Genomic DNA, 22,359 nt, shown 5'->3' on the forward strand with positions numbered 1-22,359 from the left:
TCCACTTGTATCTTTTTAGGCAGATAATTTACGGTAAACAAAATATTTCCGATAGCCTAAAAAGGATACCGCTTCTATCAGGGCTAGGGGACTTGGTTTCAGTAGAAAGTTTTAGAAAATCAGATTTCTAGCATACTTTCTATTCTACTAAGTTCTTTTATAAGTAAACGTTTTGCTTCAATTATACAATCTTTTTTTAATGGTATTCCTAATACAAAAATCAAACTGGTAACTTCATTAATTGTATTTTTATACTTTATTTTTTTTATTTCTAATTGGTCAGATGGATAGCAAAGAAAACCAAACTTCAAATCTGTTTTACCAAATGAAGAATAAGCCATGATCTGATGTAAATCATGTCTATAATCATCTTTAAGAGTTTCACTATTGCTAGACTTATTATACAGATTTGATTTATATTTAGCATCGATGAACACCATCAGATTTTCCTTTTGATAAATAGCATCCGGTTCAATATGTTTTAATTCCCAAGAATAGTGTTTAGAAGTTTTAGAATGAAATTTAAAATTTGAAAATAATCTACCGCCAGTTTCTTTAGTAACTTCTCTGAAAATATATTGAACAAATTTTTCAAAAACATCACAAAAATCCACTCTCCAAGCAGTAGAATCAATTAAATTAAAGTTTAATATCTTATTAGCTTGTTCTTTGCAAGATTTTACAATTACATTATCAGATGTTTTAACTGTAATGTTATTCGTTATTTTTGGTTTGTGATAATACAATTTTTCTTCAATGAAATTTAACTTTGCTCTCATTGTATTTTTAATTCTTTGAGGAGTATTTGAAGAAAGTAACTCGCCTTTACAAATGCCAAATACATAACGTACTTCTGCATACTCACTATGAAATTCGCTTAATATATTTTTTCGGACAGGAAACTTTAACCGATTTTCAATTTTGAATTCATTGTTGATGTATTTCTTCCAATTTATTTGACCATTTGGTTGATTTGATATTTTTTCAACATTATCAAATTTACACCAAGACTTCGACAATAATAGTTCAAGAGAGGAGATGAATTTTACTGCTTCTAAATACAATGGTGGTCTAAAATTTTTACCTGAAGCAAGAGGTAAGCTATCAATAATTTCTGGGCTTATTTCTGCACCAAGTAAGTTTAAAATTTCAATGTAATCTTCAAAACGATCACGACCAGTAAATCTTGGCATTACTACAAAATCACCAATTTGTTTACCTGTGTCAGAGGCTCTTAACGGAACAGTTCCAATGAAACCCGATGATCGGAAAACTAATGCAATATTTTTGTCCGTACCAATTAGAAATGGCTGAATACCTAAAAATTTAAATTGAGCTAAATTGTATTCTATAAACTTTTGAAGATTTTGCCCTATAACTCTTGGATCTACCGATTTGAACCATTTTTTTTGCAAATAAATCCCACTTAACTGTCTGGATTGTTCAGTTAAGCATGGCATCTCAAAAAAAACATCTATTGGCTTACTCATTCAAAAAGTGATTGATTTATACGTGAAGCAAAATAATTATTAAATTCTTCTTTGGCAGTTCTAACCAATCCTTCTTGCAAATATTCTTTTATCAATGGAAATATTTCATATTGAATCCTGCTTTTCATTTCCTCTTCACTTTTTGCAATAAAGTAGCCTTGTCCGGGTTGTAATGAAAGCTCATTACTAGAAGCATACCAATCAAAAATTTCATTAATTTTCGAGAAATCTTCAAGAAAGAAATATTCTTCAGAATTATTTATTTCAGACACACTCACATTTGCCAAATTTTTCTTTTTCCCGTTAATAGGTGTTGGCTTTAAATCATACCATGCAAATCTTCTTCTCAATGCAAAATCTACTACAGACAAACTTCTATCGGCCGTATTCATAGTCGCGATTACGTGAAAATTATCTGGCAATCTATTAATTTTAAAGTCCGGCGAAATCTCTATTTCAACATCCCAAGTGTCCATTTTATGTTCAAACAAATAAAAAATAGGCCCCAAAACATTAGAAAGATTTGCTCTGTTAATCTCGTCAATTATTAAAATTATTTTTTCATTACTATTTTCTTTTGCATACTTCAAGGCTTTAGTGAAAATTCCTAAATTTTCTTTATAGAGAAGTTGATTACTATTCAAATCTGGTCGGATACCAAATATGAAATCAGAAAAGCTTGTTTCTGCGTGAAATTGAGTGAAAAATGTTTTTGCTTTTATTTTTTCTGCAACTTCCTTCGCCGTTCTAGTTTTTCCGGTTCCGGGAGATCCTTGAAGAACAACGTATTTTCTATCACTAAGAAGATTTTTAATTTCTTCAACTTCGTCTATTTTCTCTTCTTTAAAAAAAGGTTTTAATGCATCTAAAATTGCTTTACGCTGATCCTTATTGGATGGCCAATTTCGAAGTTTCGCATAACCAGCAACAAATGCAGTTATTATTTTCTTTCCTTCTTCACTTTCAGGATTTTCAACAATTTGGCAAACAGGTAAAACTTTTGTGTAGGTCTTTATTGTGTTCTTTATTTGCTCTAGATCTTCACTATTAGCAATCGTTTTTGGCAAAGGAGTTTCTATATCTGCAAAGTCTAATTTACAAAAACCTTTATCATTAATAAGTTTCGAAAAAAGTCTTCTGACGCCAGGATAGTTGGCAAGCTCGTAATCATTTTTGAAACCGCTTGACCCAATACCTAAGCAAACTAACCAAGGTTTATCTTCAATACATGGAAAAATAGTTAATGAAAAATCATGGAATGGCCCTCCAGATTCTTCCTCTGGGTGAATAAACCCAAAATAAGCTCCTTTATCTTTAAGAGAATCTGAACCAGTATTATTTCTCTCGATATAGGATTTATTAAATTCTTTACCATTATTTGCTCCAAATTCCTCAGCTTTTTGCTTGATGAAAGCTCTTATATTTTCAATACTTGTTTTTTTTTCGCTCATATTTTCTATTGAAGTATCATATTACAATTATGCAAATCTTTATTAATATTATTCATCGAATAAGTCTTTTATCTTAACTTCTAAAGCATTCGCTAATCTTTCAACAACTTCAATAGAAACATTTCTTTCACCTTTTTCAATCGTTGGCAGATAGGTTCGATCTATCTCTGCTAAATTGGCTAGCTTTTCTTGAGACAGTCCTTTGAGTTTTCTAAGCTCTTTAATTTTAAGTCCAAATTTTTGCTTAATATCCATGTTAACAAAAGTTGCAAAATGTAGACTCTAAAACAACGGAGTATAGTCGGGTTTTTATTTATCTTTGAAATAAAATTCCTATGTTAAGCTTAAATAAAAAAATTCAACATTTAGAAAATTACTTATCGCAACCAAATGAAAATTATGCAGATAGCTTTAAAGAAGACATTCTTATGTTTATAGATGATTTTACAAATCAAAATAAGCTTTTGTCTTTTCTAAACAACTTTAATTCTTTAGAAGGAATTGAAAATTGGGTGGACAATTTATGCTCTAGGATTGTTTTAAAGTTTGATTCTGAAGGAGAAGAAATCAACGATTTTATATATGATTATATACAATTTGGTTAATTTAAAAAAATATGAAAGAATATTCAATCTTAGAAATTCCAACTGTACTTAATCCACCCATAAAACTTACAGATATTATTTACAATTGTCCTCTTTGTGATTACGAAATTGAAATAGATATGTTTGTCGACGATAATAGTTTTGTAAAATGCGACGTTTGTGATCACATAACTAAATTTAAAATTAAAAAAATCTGAATAGAGACAATTACTTTTAATTTACTTTTGATTGTCGAGCTACTTGCGGGGATTCCTCTCCCGAAGCCTCGGGATCGGAATGACAAAAAAAGCGCTCAAAATTTCATAATGTTTCCTTAACTCACTTGGCTTTTCATCTTAAAAAAGATAGCTTTGAGAAACAATCATTAAATATAAACCGATATGAAAATTCAAATCAATACCGACAAAAACATCGAAGGACACGAAAGATTAGAAGCGTATTTCTCTGGAGAATTAGAAAAAGGGCTAACACGTTTTGAAGAAAAAATAACCCGCGTTGAAGTACATTTTGGTGATGAAAACGGCGAGAAATTCAGTTTAAACGATAAGAAGTGTGTAATCGAAGTGCGTACAGCTAAACTACAACCCATAACCGTTACAGAACACTCAGATACACTTGAAAAAGCTTTTAGTGGCGCTTTGGCTAAAGCCAAAAAAACATTAACAACTACTTTCGAAAAACAAAAAACTTTTTAGATATATAGCAGACGGTTTTTTTTACCATATAAGTGATGTAAGTTCATTTAATAACTTTGTGCTTATTTTTTTTACTATATAAGTACATATAAAGTGCTTATTGGTGCCTGTTCTCACGCAAAGTCGCGAAGCCGCAAAGTTTTAATTTCTTTGCGGCTTCGCGACTTTTAGTGAAATTTAAGTTGAATACTTATATGACCTTTGTTATTTAAAAATTTAGCGCAAAGTAAACATTCCAATTAAATGAACTTACATCACTTATATGGTGAAAAAATTTAGCGCAAAGCAAAACACTCCAATTTAAATGAACTTATATCAGTTATATGGTTTTTACTTTGGACTTTTGACCTTCGACTTTCGACTAATTTAAGTTTTTGGTAAGGGTGCACCTACTGCAATATCGCAACGATGTCCCGGTTGTCCGTGTGCCGGATTCATTCCTTCAGCAACTTTTGGCGCTTCGGTACTTAATAAAGCCGGAACTGCATTTGTATTTGCTGGTGGTGGTGTAACGGTAAAACTTTGTGTGGAGCTTCCACTTTGCGTTGGCGTTGCAGCAACTGGTTTTGCAACCGGAGAATTTAAAGGAGCTCCAACCGGAATATCACATCTGTGCCCTGGCTGACCGTGCGACGGATTCATTCCTTTTCCCACTTTTACCGGAGCGGCAACAGTTGTCGTCGTAACTACATTCTGCTTACTCGGATTTGCTTGTATTGTTTGTGTTTGTTGTACTTGTGTTTGTGCCGGAGCCGAATTCAATGGTGCGCCAACCGCAATATCACAACGATGTCCTGGTTGTCCATGCGCCGGATTCAATCCTTTGGTTTCACTTAAAACAGAATTCGGATTGGTTTGTGGCTGTGGCGCCTCAACTACCGATTTGACTTTTGCTGTATCTTTCGCTAATCCTAATTTTACCAATTCTGATGTTGGCGTGTTTTCCTGAGGCTCTAATTCTTTTTTACAAGAAGTAAAAACTAACGAACTAATAACAATCGAACTGATAAAGATTTTCGGATTCATGATGTGGTATTTTAAAGCATTCAAATATACTCTTTTTTTAAAATTACACCATATAAGTTATATAAGTTCATATTAAGTTTTACCGTGATTTACTTTGTCATTTAATCGCGCAAAGGCGCAGTCCCGAGGCTTCGGGAGCAAAGTTTTGTTTCACGCAGATTTTAAAAAGATTTAAGCAGATCTGCGCAGATCATTTATAAATTAAATCTGTGTGAATCTTTTAATCTGTGGCTAAAAATAAAACTTTCCCGCTCCGCTTTCGATAGTTATCGGGACCAGTGTTTTTGTTTCACGCAGATTTTAAAAAGATTTAAGCAGATCTGCGCAGATTATTTATAAATTAAGGTTAGATAAAATCATTAAAAATCTGCCTAAATCTGCAAAATCTTCGTGAAACTTTTATCATTTACCAATTGATTCTTACCTTTAACTAAAATAACCTAACTCATGAAAAAATCAATACTACTTTTATTATTTGTGACCGTTTTTGCGAATGCTCAAAAGGCAGAAAAAGAAAAAATCAATAAAACGTTAGACGCATGGCATAAAGCTGCTGCCGAAGTGAAATTTGAAGACTATTTTAACGCAATGACCGAAGATGCCGTTTTCATTGGGACAGATGCCAATGAAAACTGGGTTAAATCTGATTTTCAGACTTGGGCTGAACCATTTTTCAAAAGTGGAAAAACATGGAATTTCACTTCATTAGAGCGCCATATCTTTTTTGATAAAACCGGAAATGTCGCTTGGTTTGACGAATTGCTAAATACGCAAATGAGAATCTGTCGTGGATCAGGAGTTTTGGTTAAAGTAGGAAAAGAATGGAAAATTCAGCAATATGTTTTATCGATGACTATTCCGAATGACGAAGTTGAAGCCGCAATTAAACTAAAAGCGCCAATCGAGGATGTTTTGATTAACAAACTTCAAAAAAAATAAAACAATTTCTAACTTTCTTATTATAAACCTAACTTTTATAGCACTTTAGCAATCAGAGTATCAATTCTTTTATGATAAATTTGACAATTAGAACTCTCATTTATTACTTATAAATGTAATTCTGTCAAAAAAACGGGGTTGATTTTATAAAATTGACTAAAATAAAACACTAGCCTCTATTTTAACAGCCCTCAAAATCTAAATCTTTATTTTTTTTTAACTTTGACCCCAAAAAAAATAGGGTTCAATAAAGTATTTGAAGAATGAAAATAGAAAGACGCTGGATCATTTCCTTTATTATAATAAGTTTAGTTTGTATTACAGGTGCCATTTGGCCAACAGTTACTCAAAATAGTTACGTATTATCAGAATTTGGCACTACAGATCATATTGTTCCTGCCGACGTTGCCTGGATGTTAACTTCATGCTGTCTCGTTTTGATCATGACTCCGGGATTATCGTTTTTCTATGGCGGAATGGTAGGCAAGAAAAATGTAATTTCGACCATGCTGCAAAGTTTCATTTGTTTGGGTGTTGTTACACTTTTATGGGTTGTTGTTGGTTTTAGTTTAGCGTTTGGTGATCCTGTCGGTTTTGGATCTGGTAAACACTTTTACAGCTTCTTCGGAAATCCGACTACTTTTGCTTTTATGGATTATGTGGGTGTATTGCCGCATAAAAAATTAGCCAGCACGATTCCGTTTATGCTTTTTGCTTTGTTCCAAATGAAATTTGCCATCATTGCTCCGGCGATTATTACAGGTTCATTTGCAGAGCGCGTTCGCTTTATTTCTTATCTGATTTTCATTAGTTTATTTACGATTTTTATATATGCACCGCTTTGTCACGCCGTTTGGTATCCGACAGGGGTTTTAGGAAGTTATTTTGGCGTAAAAGATTTCGCCGGAGGAACTGTTGTGCACATGAGTTCAGGATTCGCCGCTTTGGCTGGAGTTCTGGTTTTAGGAAAAAGAAAAAATAGTCATCATATTCCAACTAATATTCCGTTTGTATTATTAGGAACCGGAATGTTATGGTTTGGCTGGTTCGGATTCAATGCTGGTTCTGCTCTTGCTGCCAACGGAACTGCTGCGATGGCTTTTGCAACAACAACAACTTCATCGGCGGCAGCCATGTTAACCTGGATTTTCTTTGACCGGGTAAATGGCAGAAAAGTTTCGGCGTTAGGAGCTTGTATTGGAGCTGTTGTGGGTTTGGTAGCTATTACGCCTGCTGCCGGATTTGTATCTGTCCCTGAAAGTATGTTTTTCGGATTTGTAACAGCTCTGGTTTCAAACTCAGCGGTGAACTGTCGTTTTTCAAGACGATTTGATGATACACTTGATGTTTTTGCCTGTCATGGTGTTGGTGGAATTATGGGAATGATTCTGACCGCAATTTTTGCTCACGGCGAAAATGCCAGTTTGTTACACGGTGGCTGGAGCGTATTTGGGCATCACATGATGGCGTTGGTATTGGTTTCCATTTTTACTTTCTTCGGAGCGTATTTCTTATTCAAAGTAACCAACTTTATTATTCCCCTAAGAGTTTCAGAAGAGTCGGAACACATCGGATTGGATTTATCACAACACGATGAAACTTTAGATCCAAAAACAAAAGCAATCACAGAACCGCATTACGGATAAAAAAATATGCCACAGATTTCACAGATTCACACAGATTACTGATTTAATCCAATCAAAAAATCTTTTTAATCTGTGAAATCTGTGGCAAAAAATAAAACTAGGCACTTCTGTCCTGTTCATTCGTTTATATTCCTTAATTTTGCTGAAAATTTTTGTAAAAGTGGGAAGTAAAAATAAACTAAAAAGATTCAGAGAAAACGAAACATTTCAAAACGTTTTTCAACCAACAAGAGAAGAAGTTGTAGGCGATTTAATGCCTTTGAAAGGAAAATGGAATTCTGATTTCTTTAAAAATGACAATCCATTAGTTTTAGAATTAGGATGTGGAAAAGGAGAATATTCTGTTGGATTAGCGGAAAGATATCCAAACAAAAATTTTATCGGAATTGATATTAAAGGAGCCCGTTTCTGGAGAGGTGCTAAAACCGCTGTTGAAAACGGACTGCATAATGTTGCTTTCATTCGAACTCAAATCGAATTGATTGATCATATTTTTAATGAAAATGAGGTAGACGAAATCTGGATTACTTTTCCGGATCCGCAAATCAAATACAAAAGAACAAAACACAGAATGACAAACTCTGAGTTTTTAAAATTGTACAAAAAAATCCTTAAAAAAGACGGTGTTGTAAACCTTAAAACCGACAGCGAATTTATGCACGGTTACACCCTTGGACTGCTTCACGGTGAAGGACATGAAGTTTTATATGCGAATCATAATGTATATAAAAATGAAGGAAGTCCTGAAGAAGTTACTGCTTTTCAGACTTTTTATGAAAAACAATATTTAGAAATTAACAAGGCAATTACGTATATTCGTTTCAAAATTAAAGACTAATTTAATTTTGAAAAACAGATTTCACTAACCCCTCAAACTACTGAATGGTCTTAATTACTCCATTACTTTCAGGTTTTATTGCCGCTTTCATTGGAATTATTCCTCCAGGTTTAATCAACATGACTGCAGCAAAAGTAAATTTGAAAGAAGGAAGAAAGAATGCATTATGGTTTGTTGCGGGTGCACTTCTGGTTATTTTTTTTCAGGTTTATGTGGCTGTTTTATTCGCACATGTCATTGACAATCGCCCGGATGTCGTGACGTTATTGCGTGAAGTTGGTTTTGTGATTTTTTCCATGCTAACAATCTATTTTCTGTTTATAGCCAAAGGACCAAAAACCAAAAAAAAATCCAAGATAAAAAAGAGCAGCAAAAAAAGTCGTTTCTTTTTAGGAATGCTGCTTTCAGGATTGAACTTTTTCCCGATTCCGTATTATGTTTTGGTGAGTGTTACTTTAGCATCTTATCATCTTTTTGTATTTGAAAGCAATATCATTTTCACCTTTGTAATGGGCTCCGTTTTGGGTTCGTTTGCTGCCTTATACAGTTATATTGGTTTCTTCGGAAAAATAGAAAAAAAGACTGATTACCTGATGCGTAACATGAATACTATTATTGGAAGTATTACTGGTCTAGTTGCAGTTGTGACTCTTTTTAATATTTTGAATTACTATTTTGGATAAAAAATATTAGCCACAGATTAAGGGATTCGCTCTTTTGTGGTCAAAAAATATTTCACGCAGATTTTGCAGATTTCAGCAGATTTAAAGGGATATTTTTGACTAAACTAATGTTTCTATTTGGTAAAATATTCAACTTATTAAGGATTAAAAAGATTTATATTTGATCTGCTCAAATCTGCAAAATCTGCGTGAAACCAATTTTAAACTTATGGCTGAAGATAATTTTTTTGAAAGAGTTTATACGATCGCCAGACAAATTCCGTATGGAAAAGTAACTTCTTATGGCGCTATTGCAAAGGCTTTAGGAACCGCTCGCTCTGCCCGAATGGTCGGCTGGGCAATGAATGCCTGTCATAATATGGATGACGTTCCAGCGCATCGCGTTGTCAATAGAAAAGGCCTTCTAACAGGAAAGCACCATTTTAACGGAACCAATTTAATGCAGCAGCTTCTCGAAAATGAAGGCATTGAAGTCGTAGACAATCAAATTATAGATTTTGAAAAACACTTTTGGACACCGGATGTTTCCACCATATAAGTGATATAAGTTCATTTTTAAGGTTTTACTTCACTTTTTCATTTAATCTCGCAAAGGCGCGAAGGCGCAAAGTTTTTATTTACTCCTACAGATTGAAAAGATTATTTCACGCAGATTTTTAAAAGATTTAAGCAGATGTACGCAGATTGTTTATATATTAAATCTGCTTAAATCTGCAGAATCTGCGTGAAACAAAAACTTTGCTCCCGAAGCCTCGGGACTGCGTCTTTACGAGAGATTTATCCGCAATCCATAATGAACTTATATCACTTATATGGTGGAAAAAAATCAAATCAAACAAATAACAAAACTCGTTTTATCCTCATCGGTTTGATAACTCAAATAACCTCCGTGGGCTTCAATGATGTTTTTAGAAAGTGTTAAACCAATTCCGGCGCCGTCTTTTCTGGTGGTGAAAAACGGCAAGAAAACTTTGTCTCTAATTTCAGAATCAATTCCTTTTCCGTTATCCGAAATCGTGATGAAGAAACGATTGTTTTCGGTATAACTTGAAAGAAACATTTTCTTTTCCTGTTTATCTTTTAAAGCATAAATACTATTGGTAATCAAATTAATAATCACCTGCTCCATCTGGTTTTTATCAATTAAAATAGAACGTGAACTATTAATTTCATTAATCAATTCAATATTTTCTGCTTTCAAAATTGGATTCATGATTCGGAGGCAATCATCGAAAAGCGCGTTGATTGGTGTCATCACTTTAGTTGGCGTTGGAAGCATTGCCAGTTTTCTGTAATTCTCCACAAAAACCTGCAAATGATCACTTCTGTTTATAATCGTCGAAATACTGCTTTTGATATCGTCGAAATCGTCTTCTTCCAGTTTTTCCTGATCGACAATTTGGAGTAAATTCTGGGAAAGCGCGCGTATGGGCGTTAAGGAATTCATTAATTCGTGCGAGATAATTTTCATCAGATTAATCCAGGCTTCTTTTTCTTTTTTCTCAATAACCCGCTGAATGCTATCCAATAAAATAATGAAATATTCTTTATTATAGGTTTTTGTTAATGAGGTTTGCAGCATAAAAGTCTGCAAATCCTGCTCTTCAATTTTAATCGAAATCGCCGACTTTACTTCTGCAAAATCAGATTTTTCAATTTCATTACAAAGCGATGGCAAATAGTTTTTGAGGTAATTCCAATGACTGACTTTTGGTACTTTAAACAAAGTCGAAAAACAATCGTTCATCAAAAAGATATTCCACGCCTCATTTTCTTTTTCTAATATTAAAGTTGCGGTATCAATGCTGTTTAAAATAGATTTATAAACCAATTCTTTTGAAACCTGTTCCTGTTGCTGCACTTTCAAAGTGTCGTATAAGAGATACAAACTTTTAAAGTTATCCTTTTTATTCTCTTCAGGAAAATTGGTCGAAAAATCATTTTGAAGCATCGAAAGCAATGTTCTGTCATAAAAAAGCAATTTGTTTTTGACAAAAAAATACATTTCGAATAACATTACAACAGCAAAAAGCCCAACCAAAATAGCGTTGTAATAAAACATTTTATAGATCAGAAAAACGCAAAAGAAGAAGAGTGTCATGACAAACAAGACTCTCACAAATAAGGCGTTATAAAACTTCCAATTCTTCATTGTTTTATTTTTTTGTTGCCACAGATTACTCGATTAAAAATGATTTCTTCACTTGACTATATAATTCTCTCGCAGATTCTGCAGATTTGGCAGATAAAAATCTTGATTCTTGATTCTTGGCTCTTTAACCATTTTTCAAATCGTATTTCTCAATTCTTCTATATAAAGCAGCTCTTGACAAACCTAATTCTTCGGCTGTTTTACTGATATTTCCGTGGTGTTTGAATAAGGCTTTTTCTATCGCCGTTTTCTCCATTTCAGACAACGGATTTTCGTCGTTTTCCTGAATTTCTTCAAAATCCAAAATATCTAAGTTGTGTACAGAAATTGTATTATTATCAGCTAAAATCAAAGCACGTTCAATTTTGTTTTCCATTTCGCGGACATTTCCTTTCCATGGATATTTTTCTAAATAGGGACCGGCATTTTCTTCAAATTGCCATCCCGAAGCTTCGGGACCATGATTGTATTTCTCCGCAATCTGATCGAGGATAAAATTGGCCATCGGAACAATATCATCTTTTCGTTCGCGTAAGGATGGCAAATGAATTTCCATGGTATTGATTCGGTACAATAAATCTTCACGGAATGTTTTATTTTTTACTTCCGCTTTAATATCGCTATTTGTTGCGGCAATAATACGGACATTTAACGGTCTTGGTTTGCTTTCGCCCAAGCGGGTTACGGTTTTGGTTTGTAAAACATGTAATAATTTAGCCTGTAAATGCAACGGAATATTGCCAATTTCGTCCAGAAAAATAGTACCATTTGAGGCCATTTCGAATCTTCCCGGAGTATCAATTTTGGCATCCGTAAAAGCGCCTTTCGCATATCCAAAAAGTTCGCTTTCAAATAAATTATCGCTCAAAGAACCCAAATCGACATGCACAAAAGGCTGGTTTTTTCGCTCTGAATGCTGATGAATAAACTCGGCAAAAACATATTTTCCGGTTCCGTTTTCACCTAAAATCAATACATTAGCATCGGTTTTCGCAACTCTTTCAGCAATAGAATAAGCTTGTTTTATTTTTTGGGAAGTCCCTACAAAATATCTTTTTTCGGTTTTATCAACTACTGGTTTTTTACTGTTTTTTCTACTTTCGGCCACAGCCTTATCAATTGTTTCCAGCAATTTTTCGTTGTGCCAGGGTTTCAAAACATAATCGAAAGCACCAATTTTGATTCCTTCGACAGCCGTTTCAATTTTACCAAATGCCGTCATTAAAATTACAATAGTTTGTGGCGAAAGTGTTTTGATTTCTTTCAGCCAATGAATTCCTTCTCGCCCATCTTCAAAACCAATGCGGTAATTCATGTCTAACAGAACCACATTTATTTCATTTTCGCTTAAAAGAGAAATGATTTTTTTTGGATTGTTAGTGGTAAAAATGGTTTCAAAATGCTTTTTGAGAATCATTTTTGCCGAAAAAAGAATTTCTTCCTGATCGTCAACAATTAATATTTGAGCTATTTTTTTTCGCATCTGTCTTTTTTTGTCCGATTTTGAACGGTCAACTGTTCATTATTGAACACTCCTTTTTTTGAATGGTTTTTAAAGCTTCTTTAAAATCAAGGCTTTACAAATTATAAATTTTGTGGCACAGTATTTACCTATTGGTAATCAGTAAATTATTTAAAAAATGGACAAGGTAATTCCTCGTAAAAATAGAAAATTTAGATATCTCACAATAGCAATTGGAGTTTTTTTAGTTTTGGCCGTTATCGTCTTTTTTTCGTTTAACACTAAAAGAAGTTTAAATGTAAAAGCTGAAGAACTATCAATTCAAAAAATAGAAAAAGCCTATTTTGAAGATTTTGTGGTTTTCCAGGCCAAAGTCGAACCTTTGAATGTAATGCTTGTAAATGTTACCGAAGGAGGATCTGTAAAAGAGATTTTTGTCGAAAACGGAGCAATGGTAACCAAAGGACAGTCGCTGGCACGATTGTATAACCCAAACACAGAATTGAATTATCTTACTCAGGAAACAGCCATTATCGAGCAAATCAATAATCTGAATAGTGGAAAATTGAATATCAGAAATCAGGAACTGAACTTAAATAAAGATTTGGTTTTGATCGAACACGATTACAACGACGCAAAAAGATTGTACGATATGAATGCACGTTTGTATGAGAAAGAAGTGATTTCGAAAAACGACTGGAATACTTTTAAAGAAAGCCTACGTTTTCAGGAAGAACGAAAAAGAACGATTCAGCAAAGTATCCAGAAAGAGAAACAAACCAATCAGATTCAGATTTCACAAATCAATCGTTCCATTCAGACGATGGAAAAAAGTCTGGATATTTTAAGAAACAATAAAAAGAACTTTTTGATTACAGCTCCTGAAACTGGCCGATTGACATCCTTCGAACCTGTATTAGGAAAAACATTCCAGGCAGGAGAAAGCATCGGAAAAATTGATTCAAAACGTGGTTACAAACTGGCCGCGGATGTAGATGAATTTTATCTCGAAAAAATTCGCGAAGGCTTAAAAGGTCAGGTAGAATTTAAAGGAAAAACATTGGAAGTTTTGGTAACCAAAGTAATTCCGGAAGTAAAAAGCGGACATTTTACAGTGGAACTAGCTTTTACCTCTAAAGAAGAAATCGTTTTACAGGACGGACTTAGTTTTGGCGTAAAACTGATTTTATCAGAAAAAAACAAAACATTAGTAGTTCCAAAAGGAAGCTTCAATCAGGAGACAGCCGGGAAATGGATTTTTGTAGTAAAAGGAAATAAAGCCGAAAGAAGAAACATCAAATTAGGCAGAGAAAATCCTTCTTATTATGAAATCCTGGAAGGATTAAAAGAAGGAGAATCTGTGATTACTTCATCTTATACGGATTATAAAGATGTTGAGGAGTTGTCGATTAGTTCTCAATAAAAAAGGTTTCAAGTTTCAAGTTTGAGGTTTCAGGTTTCAGGTTTCAAGTTTCAGGTTTCAAGTTTCAAACCTCACAATTCACAATTTACAATTTACAATTTACAATTAATAAGGGTTTCAATCATCAATCAAAAAATCAACATTAACACATTTAACACCTTTAGCATTATGATAACAATTCAAAATTTAACCAAAGTTTTTAGAACAGAAGAAGTAGAAACATCAGCTTTAAGCGGAATCAATTTAGAAATTAAAAAAGGTGATTTTTTAACTATCATGGGACCTTCAGGTTGTGGAAAATCGACTTTGCTAAATATCATCGGACTTTTAGACAGTGCTACCGGCGGAAGTTATAAATTATTAGGCCAGGAAATGCTTGGCCTTAAAGAAAAAGGCAGATCACAGGTCCGAAAAGAAAATATCGGGTTTATTTTTCAGAATTTTAACCTGATCGATGAGCTTTCTGTTTACGATAATATCGAATTGCCTTTGCTTTACAACAACGTAAAAGCTTCGGACAGAAAACAAAAAATTGAAGCCATTGCCGAAAAACTAAATATTTCGCATCGTTTAAAACATTATCCACAACAGCTTTCCGGTGGTCAACAACAAAGAGTTGCTGTTGCAAGAGCTTTGGTTAATGATCCGAAAATCATTTTAGCCGATGAGCCAACTGGTAACCTGGACAGTAAAAACGGTAATGAAGTAATGGAACTTTTGACTGATTTGCACGCAAAAGGCGCGACAATTTTGATGGTAACCCACTCTGATTATGACGCTTCGTTTTCGCAAAAAACGATTCATATGAAAGACGGTATAATATTTTCTGAAAAATTAAATCAGAGAAATGTGGATGTTTTTATGGACGCTAAATAATTTCAAAATGATAAAATTTATTATAACTGCAATTACAATCCTGGTAGGATTTGTTTGCCAAATATTGTCAATTATTTAAAAAAAAACTAATAGGCACAAGGTCTTTTAGTCTTCAAAAAAACTAACTAATTATAAAAAATACACCATGATTTTTAACTGGTTTAAAATATTTATTTATCATTTAAAGCAAAACAAACTGTTTTCGTTTTTGAATGTTTTAGGATTAAGCATCGGGATTGCCGGTGTAATATTCGCTATTTTATATTGGAATAATGAAAATGCATACGATCAATGGAACTCTGAAAAAGAAAATTCGTATCAGGTACTAAATCAATTACCTACGGGTGATGTTTGGGCCAATAGCTCTATTCCGTTTGGAGAAACCTGTAAAGCTACAATTCCGGAAATTGAGAAAATCTGCTTTTTTGATATTTGGTATACAGAGTCTGTCATAAAATTTCAAAATCAGAAATTAATCGATAAAAAAATAGTACTAACCGATAACAATTTCTTCGATTTTTTCCCTTTCCCAATCGTAAAAGGAGCAAAAACAGATATTTTAAAAGAAAAAAACAGTGTTGCAATCTCAGAAGAACAAGCCAAACTGCTTTTTAAAAATGAAGACCCAATTGGGAAGTCTATCAATTTTAATAATAAATTCTATACTGTAAAAGCTGTTTATCAAATTGTAAAACCATCTTCGATTGAACCAAATTACGTTTTTGGAGGGTATAAAAGAGAACAAGATGCAGACCAATGGGGGAATTTCAACTATGGCTTGATGGTTAAAATTAAGAAAAATGCTGATCCCGCTCTGGTTTTAAAGAAAATGCAAAATGTCAATTTTGTAAACAGAACCGCAAAAGATGCTAAAGAAAGCGGACAAACTGTGGCGCAATATATTAAAGAAAACGGCGAACTCACTGTTATTCTGGACCAACTAAAAGTAGCCCGTTTACATGGTACAAAATCGAATGCCGGATCAAACTTTCCGGAAGGAAAAGGCAACTTGCAACTACTTTATATCATGGTGGGCCTTTCTATTTTGATTCTAACCTTATCTCTGGTTAATTATATCAATTTAGCAACTGCTTCTGCTATAAAACGAGCTAAAGAAGTAGGTGTCCGCAAAATTGTGGGCGCAAGCAAAAAACAAATTATTGCACAGTTTATATTTGAAACTTCTATAATTGTGGTTCTTGCTATTTTATTTGCCTTAGCAATAGTTGAACTTTCTCTACCCTATTATAACTTCTTTTTAAAGAAATCTTTGACTATGAATGGTGGCGAATTTTACCTGCAGCTCATTTTGATATTTGGATTAGTAATCATTCTTGCGGGTATTTTCCCTGCCATTTATATCTCAAATTTTGAAACTTTAAAAGTCTTAAAAGGAAATTTCTCCAGAAGCAAAAGCGGTATCTGGATTAGAAATTCGATGCTTATTTTTCAATTCGGAATTGCGGCCTTTTTCATTATCGGTGCATTAATCGTGAATTCGCAGGTTACTTATATGATGAACAAGGATTTGGGATTTAGTGGCGACCAGGTGATACGAATTCCATTTAACTATGTAGATTTCAAAAAGAAAACAGACAAATATCTGGCAATGAAACCCGAAATTACAAAAATATCTGGTGTTCAGGAAGTCTCTACTTTTGCCGGGAATTTTGGAAGCAGTGCGGGATCTAGTTCGGGATTCACCCATAATGGCGTTTTTGTGCAGCCTCTAAATGTTGAAATGGACTTTGGTTTTCTGAAAATGATGAAAATTAAAGTTGTTGAAGGCAGAGATTTGTCTCCCCAATTTGCCTCTGACACAATTGACAACTGGCTGATAAATGAAACCCTTGCCAAAAAATTGAATCTAAAAAAACCTTTAAATACTGTTATTTCATCTGGTTGGGGAAATGAAAAAGGGAATATGAAATTTAAAATTGTAGGTATTGTTAAAGATTTTCATATTACCGGATTTCAAGACGAAGTGAGACCGATGGTTTTTATCAACCTTAAAACTTTAAAATGGAACAACTTTAATAATGTTTTCGTAAAAGTCTCTCCAGATAATTTGAATGAAACTTTAGCAAAATTAAAAACATACTGGGAGAAAAATGTAAATCCTGATTATCCGTTTGATTACGAATTTGTCAATAAAGGATTTGCCAAAACTTATGCAGAACAAGTAAAACAAAAAGATTTGTTTTTCATTTTGAATCTTGTCGTAATTATTATCGCCATTTTTGGATTATTTGCTTTGGCATCATTTTCGATGGAAAGAAGATTGAAAGAAATTGCAATCAGAAAAACATTAGGAGCAGAAACGGATATTTTGCTTAAAGAATTATCAAAACAATATGTGATTTTTTGCTTAATAGGATTTTTGATCGGGATTGTTCCGGCTTATATTTTATTACAAAAATGGCTTGAAAACTTTGCCTTTCGAGTGAATATTTCGCCAGTTCCGTTTACTGTTGCATTAGTTTCTTTATTAGTATTGACGTTGATGATTGTTTTGGCAAAAGCCTATCAGGTAACGAAAATAGATATATTGAAATACTTAAAATACGAATAAACTTGTAGACCATTTTTTTTAAAACCCAATCGATTTTTTCTTCGGTTGGGTTTCTTTTTTTATTTAATTCATCAATCCTCTGATCAATAAATATGATTCAAAAACGCAGAAATACGAACATAATGAGTTATCTTTGCAGTCTGAAATGAGTTTAAATAAACATAGTACATAGGCGAATTTCATCAATAGAAAATACCTACATTAAAAATGAAATTAGATAGAAAAGAAATTCTTAAAGCTCTAGAAACGATTACTATAGCAGGAGAAGGAAAAAATATGGTTGAAAGTGGCGCTGTTGCTAACGTATTAACCTTTGGCGATGAAGTTGTAGTAGATTTAGTACTACATACGCCAGCAATGCACATTAAAAAAAGAGCGGAAGATGATATCAAAAAAACAATTCATGAATTGATATCTCCTGAGGCAAAAATCAAAGTAAACATTAAGGTTGAAACTAAAGAAAACCCTAACGAAATAAAAGGAAAAGCAATTCCGGGAATTAAAAATATTATTGCCGTTGCCTCTGGTAAAGGTGGAGTAGGTAAATCTACAGTTACTGCAAATCTAGCTGTAACACTTGCCAAAATGGGATTTGCTGTTGGAGTTTTAGATGCTGATATTTACGGGCCTTCGATGCCAATTATGTTTGACGTTGAAAACGAAAAACCAATTTCGATTACCGTTGACGGAAAATCTAAAATGAAACCAATCGAAAGTTATGAAATCAAAATACTTTCTATTGGCTTCTTTACTTCGCCAAGTCAGGCTGTAATCTGGAGAGGTCCGATGGCTGCAAAAGCATTAAACCAAATGATCTTTGATGCTGATTGGGGAGAATTAGATTTTATGCTAATCGATTTGCCTCCGGGAACAGGAGACATTCATCTTTCGATTATGCAATCATTACCAATAACCGGAGCAGTAGTAGTTAGTACACCTCAGGCTGTGGCTCTTGCCGATGCTAAAAAAGGAGTTGCAATGTTCATGCAGGACAACATTAATGTTCCTGTTTTGGGAATCATCGAAAATATGGCGTACTTTACACCAGAAGAATTACCTGACAACAAATATTATATCTTTGGTCAGGAAGGAGCAAAAAACCTTGCAGAAGATTTAAATGTTCCTTTCTTGGGAGAAGTACCAATTGTACAATCTATCCGTGAAGCTGGAGATTATGGTCGTCCGGCAGCTTTACAAACAGCATCAACAATTGAAACTGTTTTTGAAGAAATCACCAGAAATGTGGTACAGGAAGTAGTAAACAGAAACGATAGTTTACCAGCAACAGAAGCCATTAAAATTACAACTATGGCAGGATGTTCAGCGGTTAAAAAGAATTAGATAATTTGGATAATTAGATAATTAGATAATGTAGTAGTAGAGAATTAAAATTTTCTAATTAGCACATTTTCTAATTCTCTAATTTTCTAATTGACACATTAATAATTATGACAACAGAAGAATTAACAAGCAACGTATTACTGGCTCTGGATGAAATCAGACCTTTTTTAAATTCTGATGGAGGAGATATTACGCTTATTTCGATAGATGATGACAAACATGTTAAAGTTCGTCTTGAAGGAGCATGCATTAGCTGCAGCGTAAACCAAATGACTCTAAAAGCAGGAGTTGAAACAACAATAAAAAAATACGCTCCACAGATAGAAACGGTGGTAAATATCTTGTAATAATAGAGAGATATTTGAGCTTTAAAATTTTATTCTATTTAACAAGAATAATACCTCTTTAGGTGTTTGGTTTGTGAATTTTAAAAAAAACAGCTGAAAAAAAAGTTGCTTTTTGCGAATTTATCAAAAAACAACATAAAGATTTAAGAGTTTTAGTTGTGGAATTTTTACATTTTTAACTTAAATTTGTAACATAACCCCTAAATCTCAAAATATGAAGAATTATTACGCTCTATTTTTATTGTTATTTTTTGCATCTGTAAATGCGCAACAAGCCACACAAACTTTAATAGTTGATAAAGCGTGGTTAAACGATTCGGAAGAATGGACTGACTTTACATATTCAGGACAAATTATATTTTCAACAAATGCAAATGCTGAAGAAGGAAGCTTAAGAATCGGTAATTACGATTTTTTATATGATTTCTGTGAAGGAAAAGCTAAATTTGCCAACAAAGCAACTTATAGTGCTGCAGAATTCGCACACCCTAGAAAACTATCTGCTACCACAGACAAACAAGGAGTGTTAAACTCAACTTACGAAGGCACTTTAATTTTTCAGGCAGATAGAGATTATTATTCTGTAATTGCCGTAGTTACAATATTAGAAAAAAATGGAAACACGCTTGGCGTAAAAATGCACCTTAAAGAAGGTAACAAAAAGGAATACGCTTTTAGCTTAAAGTCCAGTTAACATAAATAAAGGATTTTTTCACGTTATAAAATCCAAACCAATAATTTCCAATTAATAAAATGGATGTATTAATAAAGATTAAAGATCGAGAAGGAGTTATACACGAGTTGCAGGCTCCCACTGATATGGCAATGAATATAATGGAGTTATGCAAAGCATACGAACTTCCTGTTGAAGGAACCTGCGGAGGAATGGCAATGTGTGCCTCCTGCCAGTGTTATGTTCTGAATGATATTGCATTACCAGAAATGGGAGATGAAGAAGAAGCCATGCTTTCGGAAGCATTTTATGTTAAATCTAACAGCCGTTTAGGTTGTCAGATTCCAATTACTACAGAATTAGAAGGCTTAGAATTAGAACTGGCCCCAGAATATTAAAAAACGAAAAAGCGAGAATTTAGATTCTCGCTTTTTTTTATGCCTTTTATAAAATCGACAGGTTTTATCCTGAGACTTCGGGACTGTCGGGTTTCCTATATCCTATTAAAACCTACAAAAAAACCGCAATCACATTGCTGCAATTGCGGTTTCTTCTTTATAACAATCTTCTTTAATCTCTAATTATACCAAACCAGCTGCAATCAGGTATTCGGCAATCTGGATGGTGTTTGTTGCAGCCCCTTTTCTTAAGTTATCAGCAACGATCCACATGTTTAATGTATTTGGCTGGCTTTCGTCGCGACGGATTCTTCCAACAAAAACATCATTTTTACCTTCAGCATAAAGCGGCATTGGGTAAGTGAAAGTATCTAAATTATCCTGAACCACTACTCCATCAGTATTGTGCAAAATTTCGCGTACTTCATTTACATCAAAATCATTTGTAAACTCAACATTTACTGCTTCACTATGTCCTCCAACAACTGGTACACGTACCGCAGTAGCCGTTACTCTGATGGTATTATCACCAAGAATTTTTTGAGTCTCACGAACTAATTTCATTTCTTCTTTAGTGTATCCGTTTTCTTCAAAACTATCGCAATGTGGAATAGCATTTCTATGAATTGGATATTTGTAAGCCATTTCACCCTGAATTCCTGCATATTCATTTTCTAATTGTCTTACCGCTTTTACACCAGTTCCGGTGATGGATTGGTAAGTAGAAACAATTACTCTTTTAATATTGTATTTTTTGTGCAAGGGAGCCAATGCCAAAACCATTTGAATAGTAGAGCAGTTTGGATTTGCAATAATTTTATCTTCTTTAGTTAAACTTGAAGCATTGATTTCCGGCACTACTAATTTCTTTGTAGGGTCCATTCTCCATGCCGAAGAATTATCAATAACTGTTGTTCCGGCTGCAGCAAATTTTGGAGCCCACTCTAACGAAGTGTCACCACCAGCAGAGAAAACCGCAATATCAGCTTTCATATCTACAGCAGTTTGCATTCCTACAACCTTATATTTTGTTCCTTTATATTCAATTTCTTTTCCTACTGATCTTTCAGATGCAACAGGAATTAATTCTGTAACCGGAAAATTTCTTTCGGCTAAAACTTTCAGCATTACTTCGCCAACCATACCAGTGGCACCTACAACCGCTATTCTCATTTTTATATTTTTAGTATGAATTAATCTAAATTATATTGCAAAAGTATACATAATAAAAGTGAAAACAAGACGCTTCACAAAAAATAACAAAATGTTACAAATTAAACAAAATCAAAAAAACCGCCCCAATTAAGGAACGGTTAAATTAGACTTAGTGTAGCGGTATATTATTTATTTTTTAATAGATCTCTAATTTGAGTAAGTAATTCTTCCTGAGTTGGTCCAGCTGGTGGCGGAGCAACAACTTTGTCTTTCTTTTTAGCGGCATTGATTCCTTTGATGATCAAGAACAAAACAAAAGCAACAATTATAAAATTAATTACAGCCGAAAGGAACAAACCATATTTTACTCCTCCAAAAGCAGTTAATTCCTCAATCGTAGATAAATGTGCTGCGTCCAGAGCAGGTTTCAATAACAATGGCGTAATTACATTTTCGATAAATGAGCTTACAATTTTACCAAAAGCAGCTCCAATGATTACACCGACAGCCAGATCAACCACGTTGCCTTTCATTGCAAATTCCTTAAATTCAGAAAAAAATCCCATAATTGTTTATTTAATTGCGAT

General features: G+C 33.6%; 22 protein-coding genes. 14 read left to right on the forward strand and 8 right to left on the reverse strand.

Features of this window, described 5'->3' with window-relative positions:
* Nucleotides 1-119: 119 nt before the first annotated feature.
* Genes J2X17_RS01390 through J2X17_RS01400 form a run of 3 tightly spaced genes read right to left on the reverse strand, consistent with a single transcriptional unit; the run spans nt 120 to nt 3,196 of the window.
* Nucleotides 120-1,490: a hypothetical protein gene (locus tag J2X17_RS01390; RefSeq protein WP_310293969.1), complete on the reverse strand. Its 1,371-nt coding sequence runs from the start codon at nt 1,488-1,490 to the stop codon at nt 120-122.
* Entirely contained in the window at nt 1,487-2,941 is a 1,455-nt protein-coding gene (locus J2X17_RS01395) for an McrB family protein (protein WP_310293971.1), read from the reverse strand. The genes J2X17_RS01390 and J2X17_RS01395 overlap by 4 nt, the downstream gene beginning before the upstream one ends.
* Nucleotides 2,942-2,989: 48 nt before the next feature.
* On the reverse strand, nt 2,990-3,196 hold the full coding sequence (locus J2X17_RS01400) for a helix-turn-helix domain-containing protein (protein WP_072970280.1): 207 nt from the start codon (nt 3,194-3,196) through the stop codon (nt 2,990-2,992).
* Nucleotides 3,197-3,276: 80 nt separating this feature from the next.
* On the opposite strand from J2X17_RS01400, the gene J2X17_RS01405 reads away from it, so the two are divergent.
* Both J2X17_RS01405 and J2X17_RS01410 read left to right on the forward strand, forming a co-directional pair.
* Nucleotides 3,277-3,546 carry a hypothetical protein gene (locus tag J2X17_RS01405; RefSeq protein WP_310293975.1) on the forward strand — a complete coding sequence of 90 codons (270 nt, stop codon included), beginning with the start codon at nt 3,277-3,279 and terminating at the stop codon, nt 3,544-3,546.
* A gap of 380 nt (nt 3,547-3,926) precedes the next feature.
* Nucleotides 3,927-4,241 carry an HPF/RaiA family ribosome-associated protein gene (locus J2X17_RS01410; RefSeq protein ID WP_026982687.1) on the forward strand — a complete coding sequence of 105 codons (315 nt, stop codon included), beginning with the start codon at nt 3,927-3,929 and terminating at the stop codon, nt 4,239-4,241.
* A gap of 366 nt (nt 4,242-4,607) precedes the next feature.
* Here the strand turns inward: J2X17_RS01410 and J2X17_RS01415 are convergent, their stop codons facing one another.
* Nucleotides 4,608-5,267: a hypothetical protein gene (locus J2X17_RS01415; protein WP_310293978.1), complete on the reverse strand. Its 660-nt coding sequence runs from the start codon at nt 5,265-5,267 to the stop codon at nt 4,608-4,610.
* A 447-nt stretch (nt 5,268-5,714) separates the two neighbouring features.
* Between J2X17_RS01415 and J2X17_RS01420 the strand changes: the two genes are divergently transcribed.
* The 5 genes from J2X17_RS01420 (at nt 5,715) to J2X17_RS01440 (ending at nt 9,911) form a co-directional block, all read left to right on the forward strand.
* A complete protein-coding gene (locus J2X17_RS01420; RefSeq protein WP_310293979.1) occupies nt 5,715-6,206 on the forward strand; it encodes a nuclear transport factor 2 family protein in 492 nt (163 codons plus the stop codon).
* A 263-nt stretch (nt 6,207-6,469) separates the two neighbouring features.
* Nucleotides 6,470-7,852, forward strand: coding sequence for an ammonium transporter (locus tag J2X17_RS01425; protein ID WP_310293981.1), 1,383 nt, complete (start codon nt 6,470-6,472; stop codon nt 7,850-7,852).
* A 160-nt stretch (nt 7,853-8,012) separates the two neighbouring features.
* Nucleotides 8,013-8,690 carry a tRNA (guanosine(46)-N7)-methyltransferase TrmB gene (gene trmB / locus J2X17_RS01430; RefSeq protein WP_310294681.1) on the forward strand — a complete coding sequence of 226 codons (678 nt, stop codon included), beginning with the start codon at nt 8,013-8,015 and terminating at the stop codon, nt 8,688-8,690.
* Between the two features lie 44 nt (nt 8,691-8,734).
* Nucleotides 8,735-9,373, forward strand: a complete 639-nt coding sequence (locus tag J2X17_RS01435; RefSeq protein WP_310293983.1) for a LysE family transporter — start codon at nt 8,735-8,737, stop codon at nt 9,371-9,373.
* A gap of 208 nt (nt 9,374-9,581) precedes the next feature.
* A complete protein-coding gene (locus J2X17_RS01440) occupies nt 9,582-9,911 on the forward strand; it encodes an MGMT family protein (RefSeq protein ID WP_310293985.1) in 330 nt (109 codons plus the stop codon).
* A 288-nt stretch (nt 9,912-10,199) separates the two neighbouring features.
* Here J2X17_RS01440 and J2X17_RS01445 read toward each other — a convergent pair whose 3' ends face one another.
* Together J2X17_RS01445 and J2X17_RS01450 are read right to left on the reverse strand one after the other, a co-directional pair.
* Entirely contained in the window at nt 10,200-11,525 is a 1,326-nt protein-coding gene (locus tag J2X17_RS01445) for a sensor histidine kinase (protein ID WP_310293987.1), read from the reverse strand.
* Nucleotides 11,526-11,649: 124 nt separating this feature from the next.
* Nucleotides 11,650-13,008 carry a sigma-54-dependent transcriptional regulator gene (locus tag J2X17_RS01450; protein WP_310293989.1) on the reverse strand — a complete coding sequence of 453 codons (1,359 nt, stop codon included), beginning with the start codon at nt 13,006-13,008 and terminating at the stop codon, nt 11,650-11,652.
* A 157-nt stretch (nt 13,009-13,165) separates the two neighbouring features.
* On the opposite strand from J2X17_RS01450, the gene J2X17_RS01455 reads away from it, so the two are divergent.
* The 7 genes from J2X17_RS01455 to J2X17_RS01485 all read left to right on the forward strand — a co-directional run bounded on the left by J2X17_RS01455 (nt 13,166) and on the right by J2X17_RS01485 (nt 20,617).
* Nucleotides 13,166-14,410, forward strand: coding sequence for an efflux RND transporter periplasmic adaptor subunit (locus tag J2X17_RS01455; RefSeq protein ID WP_310293991.1), 1,245 nt, complete (start codon nt 13,166-13,168; stop codon nt 14,408-14,410).
* A gap of 168 nt (nt 14,411-14,578) precedes the next feature.
* Complete coding sequence (locus tag J2X17_RS01460; protein ID WP_310293993.1) at nt 14,579-15,286, forward strand: ABC transporter ATP-binding protein; 708 nt, start codon at nt 14,579-14,581, stop codon at nt 15,284-15,286.
* A 145-nt stretch (nt 15,287-15,431) separates the two neighbouring features.
* Nucleotides 15,432-17,858 (forward strand): ABC transporter permease, encoded by a 2,427-nt coding sequence (locus J2X17_RS01465; protein ID WP_310293997.1) that lies wholly within the window; start codon nt 15,432-15,434, stop codon nt 17,856-17,858.
* A gap of 207 nt (nt 17,859-18,065) precedes the next feature.
* Nucleotides 18,066-19,199 (forward strand): Mrp/NBP35 family ATP-binding protein, encoded by a 1,134-nt coding sequence (locus tag J2X17_RS01470; RefSeq protein ID WP_310293999.1) that lies wholly within the window; start codon nt 18,066-18,068, stop codon nt 19,197-19,199.
* 107 nt (nt 19,200-19,306) lie between these two features.
* The gene (locus J2X17_RS01475) at nt 19,307-19,546 is read left to right on the forward strand and encodes a NifU family protein (RefSeq protein WP_310294001.1); all 240 of its coding nucleotides are present in this window, start codon (nt 19,307-19,309) and stop codon (nt 19,544-19,546) included.
* A 214-nt stretch (nt 19,547-19,760) separates the two neighbouring features.
* Entirely contained in the window at nt 19,761-20,240 is a 480-nt protein-coding gene (locus J2X17_RS01480) for a hypothetical protein (protein WP_310294002.1), read from the forward strand.
* 59 nt (nt 20,241-20,299) lie between these two features.
* A complete protein-coding gene (locus J2X17_RS01485; RefSeq protein ID WP_099710409.1) occupies nt 20,300-20,617 on the forward strand; it encodes a 2Fe-2S iron-sulfur cluster-binding family protein in 318 nt (105 codons plus the stop codon).
* 183 nt (nt 20,618-20,800) lie between these two features.
* On the opposite strand, the gene J2X17_RS01490 is transcribed toward J2X17_RS01485, so the two are convergent.
* Together J2X17_RS01490 and mscL are read right to left on the reverse strand one after the other, a co-directional pair.
* Nucleotides 20,801-21,790, reverse strand: coding sequence for an aspartate-semialdehyde dehydrogenase (locus tag J2X17_RS01490; protein WP_310294005.1), 990 nt, complete (start codon nt 21,788-21,790; stop codon nt 20,801-20,803).
* A 167-nt stretch (nt 21,791-21,957) separates the two neighbouring features.
* Entirely contained in the window at nt 21,958-22,338 is a 381-nt protein-coding gene (mscL, locus tag J2X17_RS01495) for a large conductance mechanosensitive channel protein MscL (protein ID WP_310294006.1), read from the reverse strand.
* Nucleotides 22,339-22,359 lie beyond the last annotated feature (21 nt).

Origin of the sequence: Flavobacterium aquidurense, assembly GCF_031458035.1 — a bacterium.
GTDB classification, from domain to species: Bacteria; Bacteroidota; Bacteroidia; order Flavobacteriales; family Flavobacteriaceae; genus Flavobacterium; species Flavobacterium aquidurense_C.

Excerpts from the sequence above, each read along its gene's own strand:
- J2X17_RS01410 (WP_026982687.1), top strand. The coding sequence starts at position 3,927 with ATGAAAATTCAAATCAATACCGACAAAAACATCGAAGGACACGAAAGA.
- J2X17_RS01400 (WP_072970280.1), bottom strand. The coding sequence starts at position 3,196 with ATGGATATTAAGCAAAAATTTGGACTTAAAATTAAAGAGCTTAGAAAA.
- J2X17_RS01475 (WP_310294001.1), top strand. The coding sequence starts at position 19,307 with ATGACAACAGAAGAATTAACAAGCAACGTATTACTGGCTCTGGATGAA.
- J2X17_RS01445 (WP_310293987.1), bottom strand. The coding sequence starts at position 11,525 with ATGAAGAATTGGAAGTTTTATAACGCCTTATTTGTGAGAGTCTTGTTT.
- J2X17_RS01435 (WP_310293983.1), top strand. The coding sequence starts at position 8,735 with ATGGTCTTAATTACTCCATTACTTTCAGGTTTTATTGCCGCTTTCATT.
- J2X17_RS01455 (WP_310293991.1), top strand. The coding sequence starts at position 13,166 with ATGGACAAGGTAATTCCTCGTAAAAATAGAAAATTTAGATATCTCACA.
- J2X17_RS01450 (WP_310293989.1), bottom strand. The coding sequence starts at position 13,008 with ATGCGAAAAAAAATAGCTCAAATATTAATTGTTGACGATCAGGAAGAA.
- J2X17_RS01390 (WP_310293969.1), bottom strand. The coding sequence starts at position 1,490 with ATGAGTAAGCCAATAGATGTTTTTTTTGAGATGCCATGCTTAACTGAA.
- J2X17_RS01395 (WP_310293971.1), bottom strand. The coding sequence starts at position 2,941 with ATGAGCGAAAAAAAAACAAGTATTGAAAATATAAGAGCTTTCATCAAG.
- J2X17_RS01440 (WP_310293985.1), top strand. The coding sequence starts at position 9,582 with ATGGCTGAAGATAATTTTTTTGAAAGAGTTTATACGATCGCCAGACAA.
- J2X17_RS01480 (WP_310294002.1), top strand. The coding sequence starts at position 19,761 with ATGAAGAATTATTACGCTCTATTTTTATTGTTATTTTTTGCATCTGTA.
- J2X17_RS01460 (WP_310293993.1), top strand. The coding sequence starts at position 14,579 with ATGATAACAATTCAAAATTTAACCAAAGTTTTTAGAACAGAAGAAGTA.
- J2X17_RS01405 (WP_310293975.1), top strand. The coding sequence starts at position 3,277 with ATGTTAAGCTTAAATAAAAAAATTCAACATTTAGAAAATTACTTATCG.
- J2X17_RS01470 (WP_310293999.1), top strand. The coding sequence starts at position 18,066 with ATGAAATTAGATAGAAAAGAAATTCTTAAAGCTCTAGAAACGATTACT.
- J2X17_RS01490 (WP_310294005.1), bottom strand. The coding sequence starts at position 21,790 with ATGAGAATAGCGGTTGTAGGTGCCACTGGTATGGTTGGCGAAGTAATG.
- J2X17_RS01420 (WP_310293979.1), top strand. The coding sequence starts at position 5,715 with ATGAAAAAATCAATACTACTTTTATTATTTGTGACCGTTTTTGCGAAT.
- J2X17_RS01425 (WP_310293981.1), top strand. The coding sequence starts at position 6,470 with ATGAAAATAGAAAGACGCTGGATCATTTCCTTTATTATAATAAGTTTA.
- J2X17_RS01465 (WP_310293997.1), top strand. The coding sequence starts at position 15,432 with ATGATTTTTAACTGGTTTAAAATATTTATTTATCATTTAAAGCAAAAC.
- mscL (WP_310294006.1), bottom strand. The coding sequence starts at position 22,338 with ATGGGATTTTTTTCTGAATTTAAGGAATTTGCAATGAAAGGCAACGTG.
- J2X17_RS01485 (WP_099710409.1), top strand. The coding sequence starts at position 20,300 with ATGGATGTATTAATAAAGATTAAAGATCGAGAAGGAGTTATACACGAG.
- J2X17_RS01415 (WP_310293978.1), bottom strand. The coding sequence starts at position 5,267 with ATGAATCCGAAAATCTTTATCAGTTCGATTGTTATTAGTTCGTTAGTT.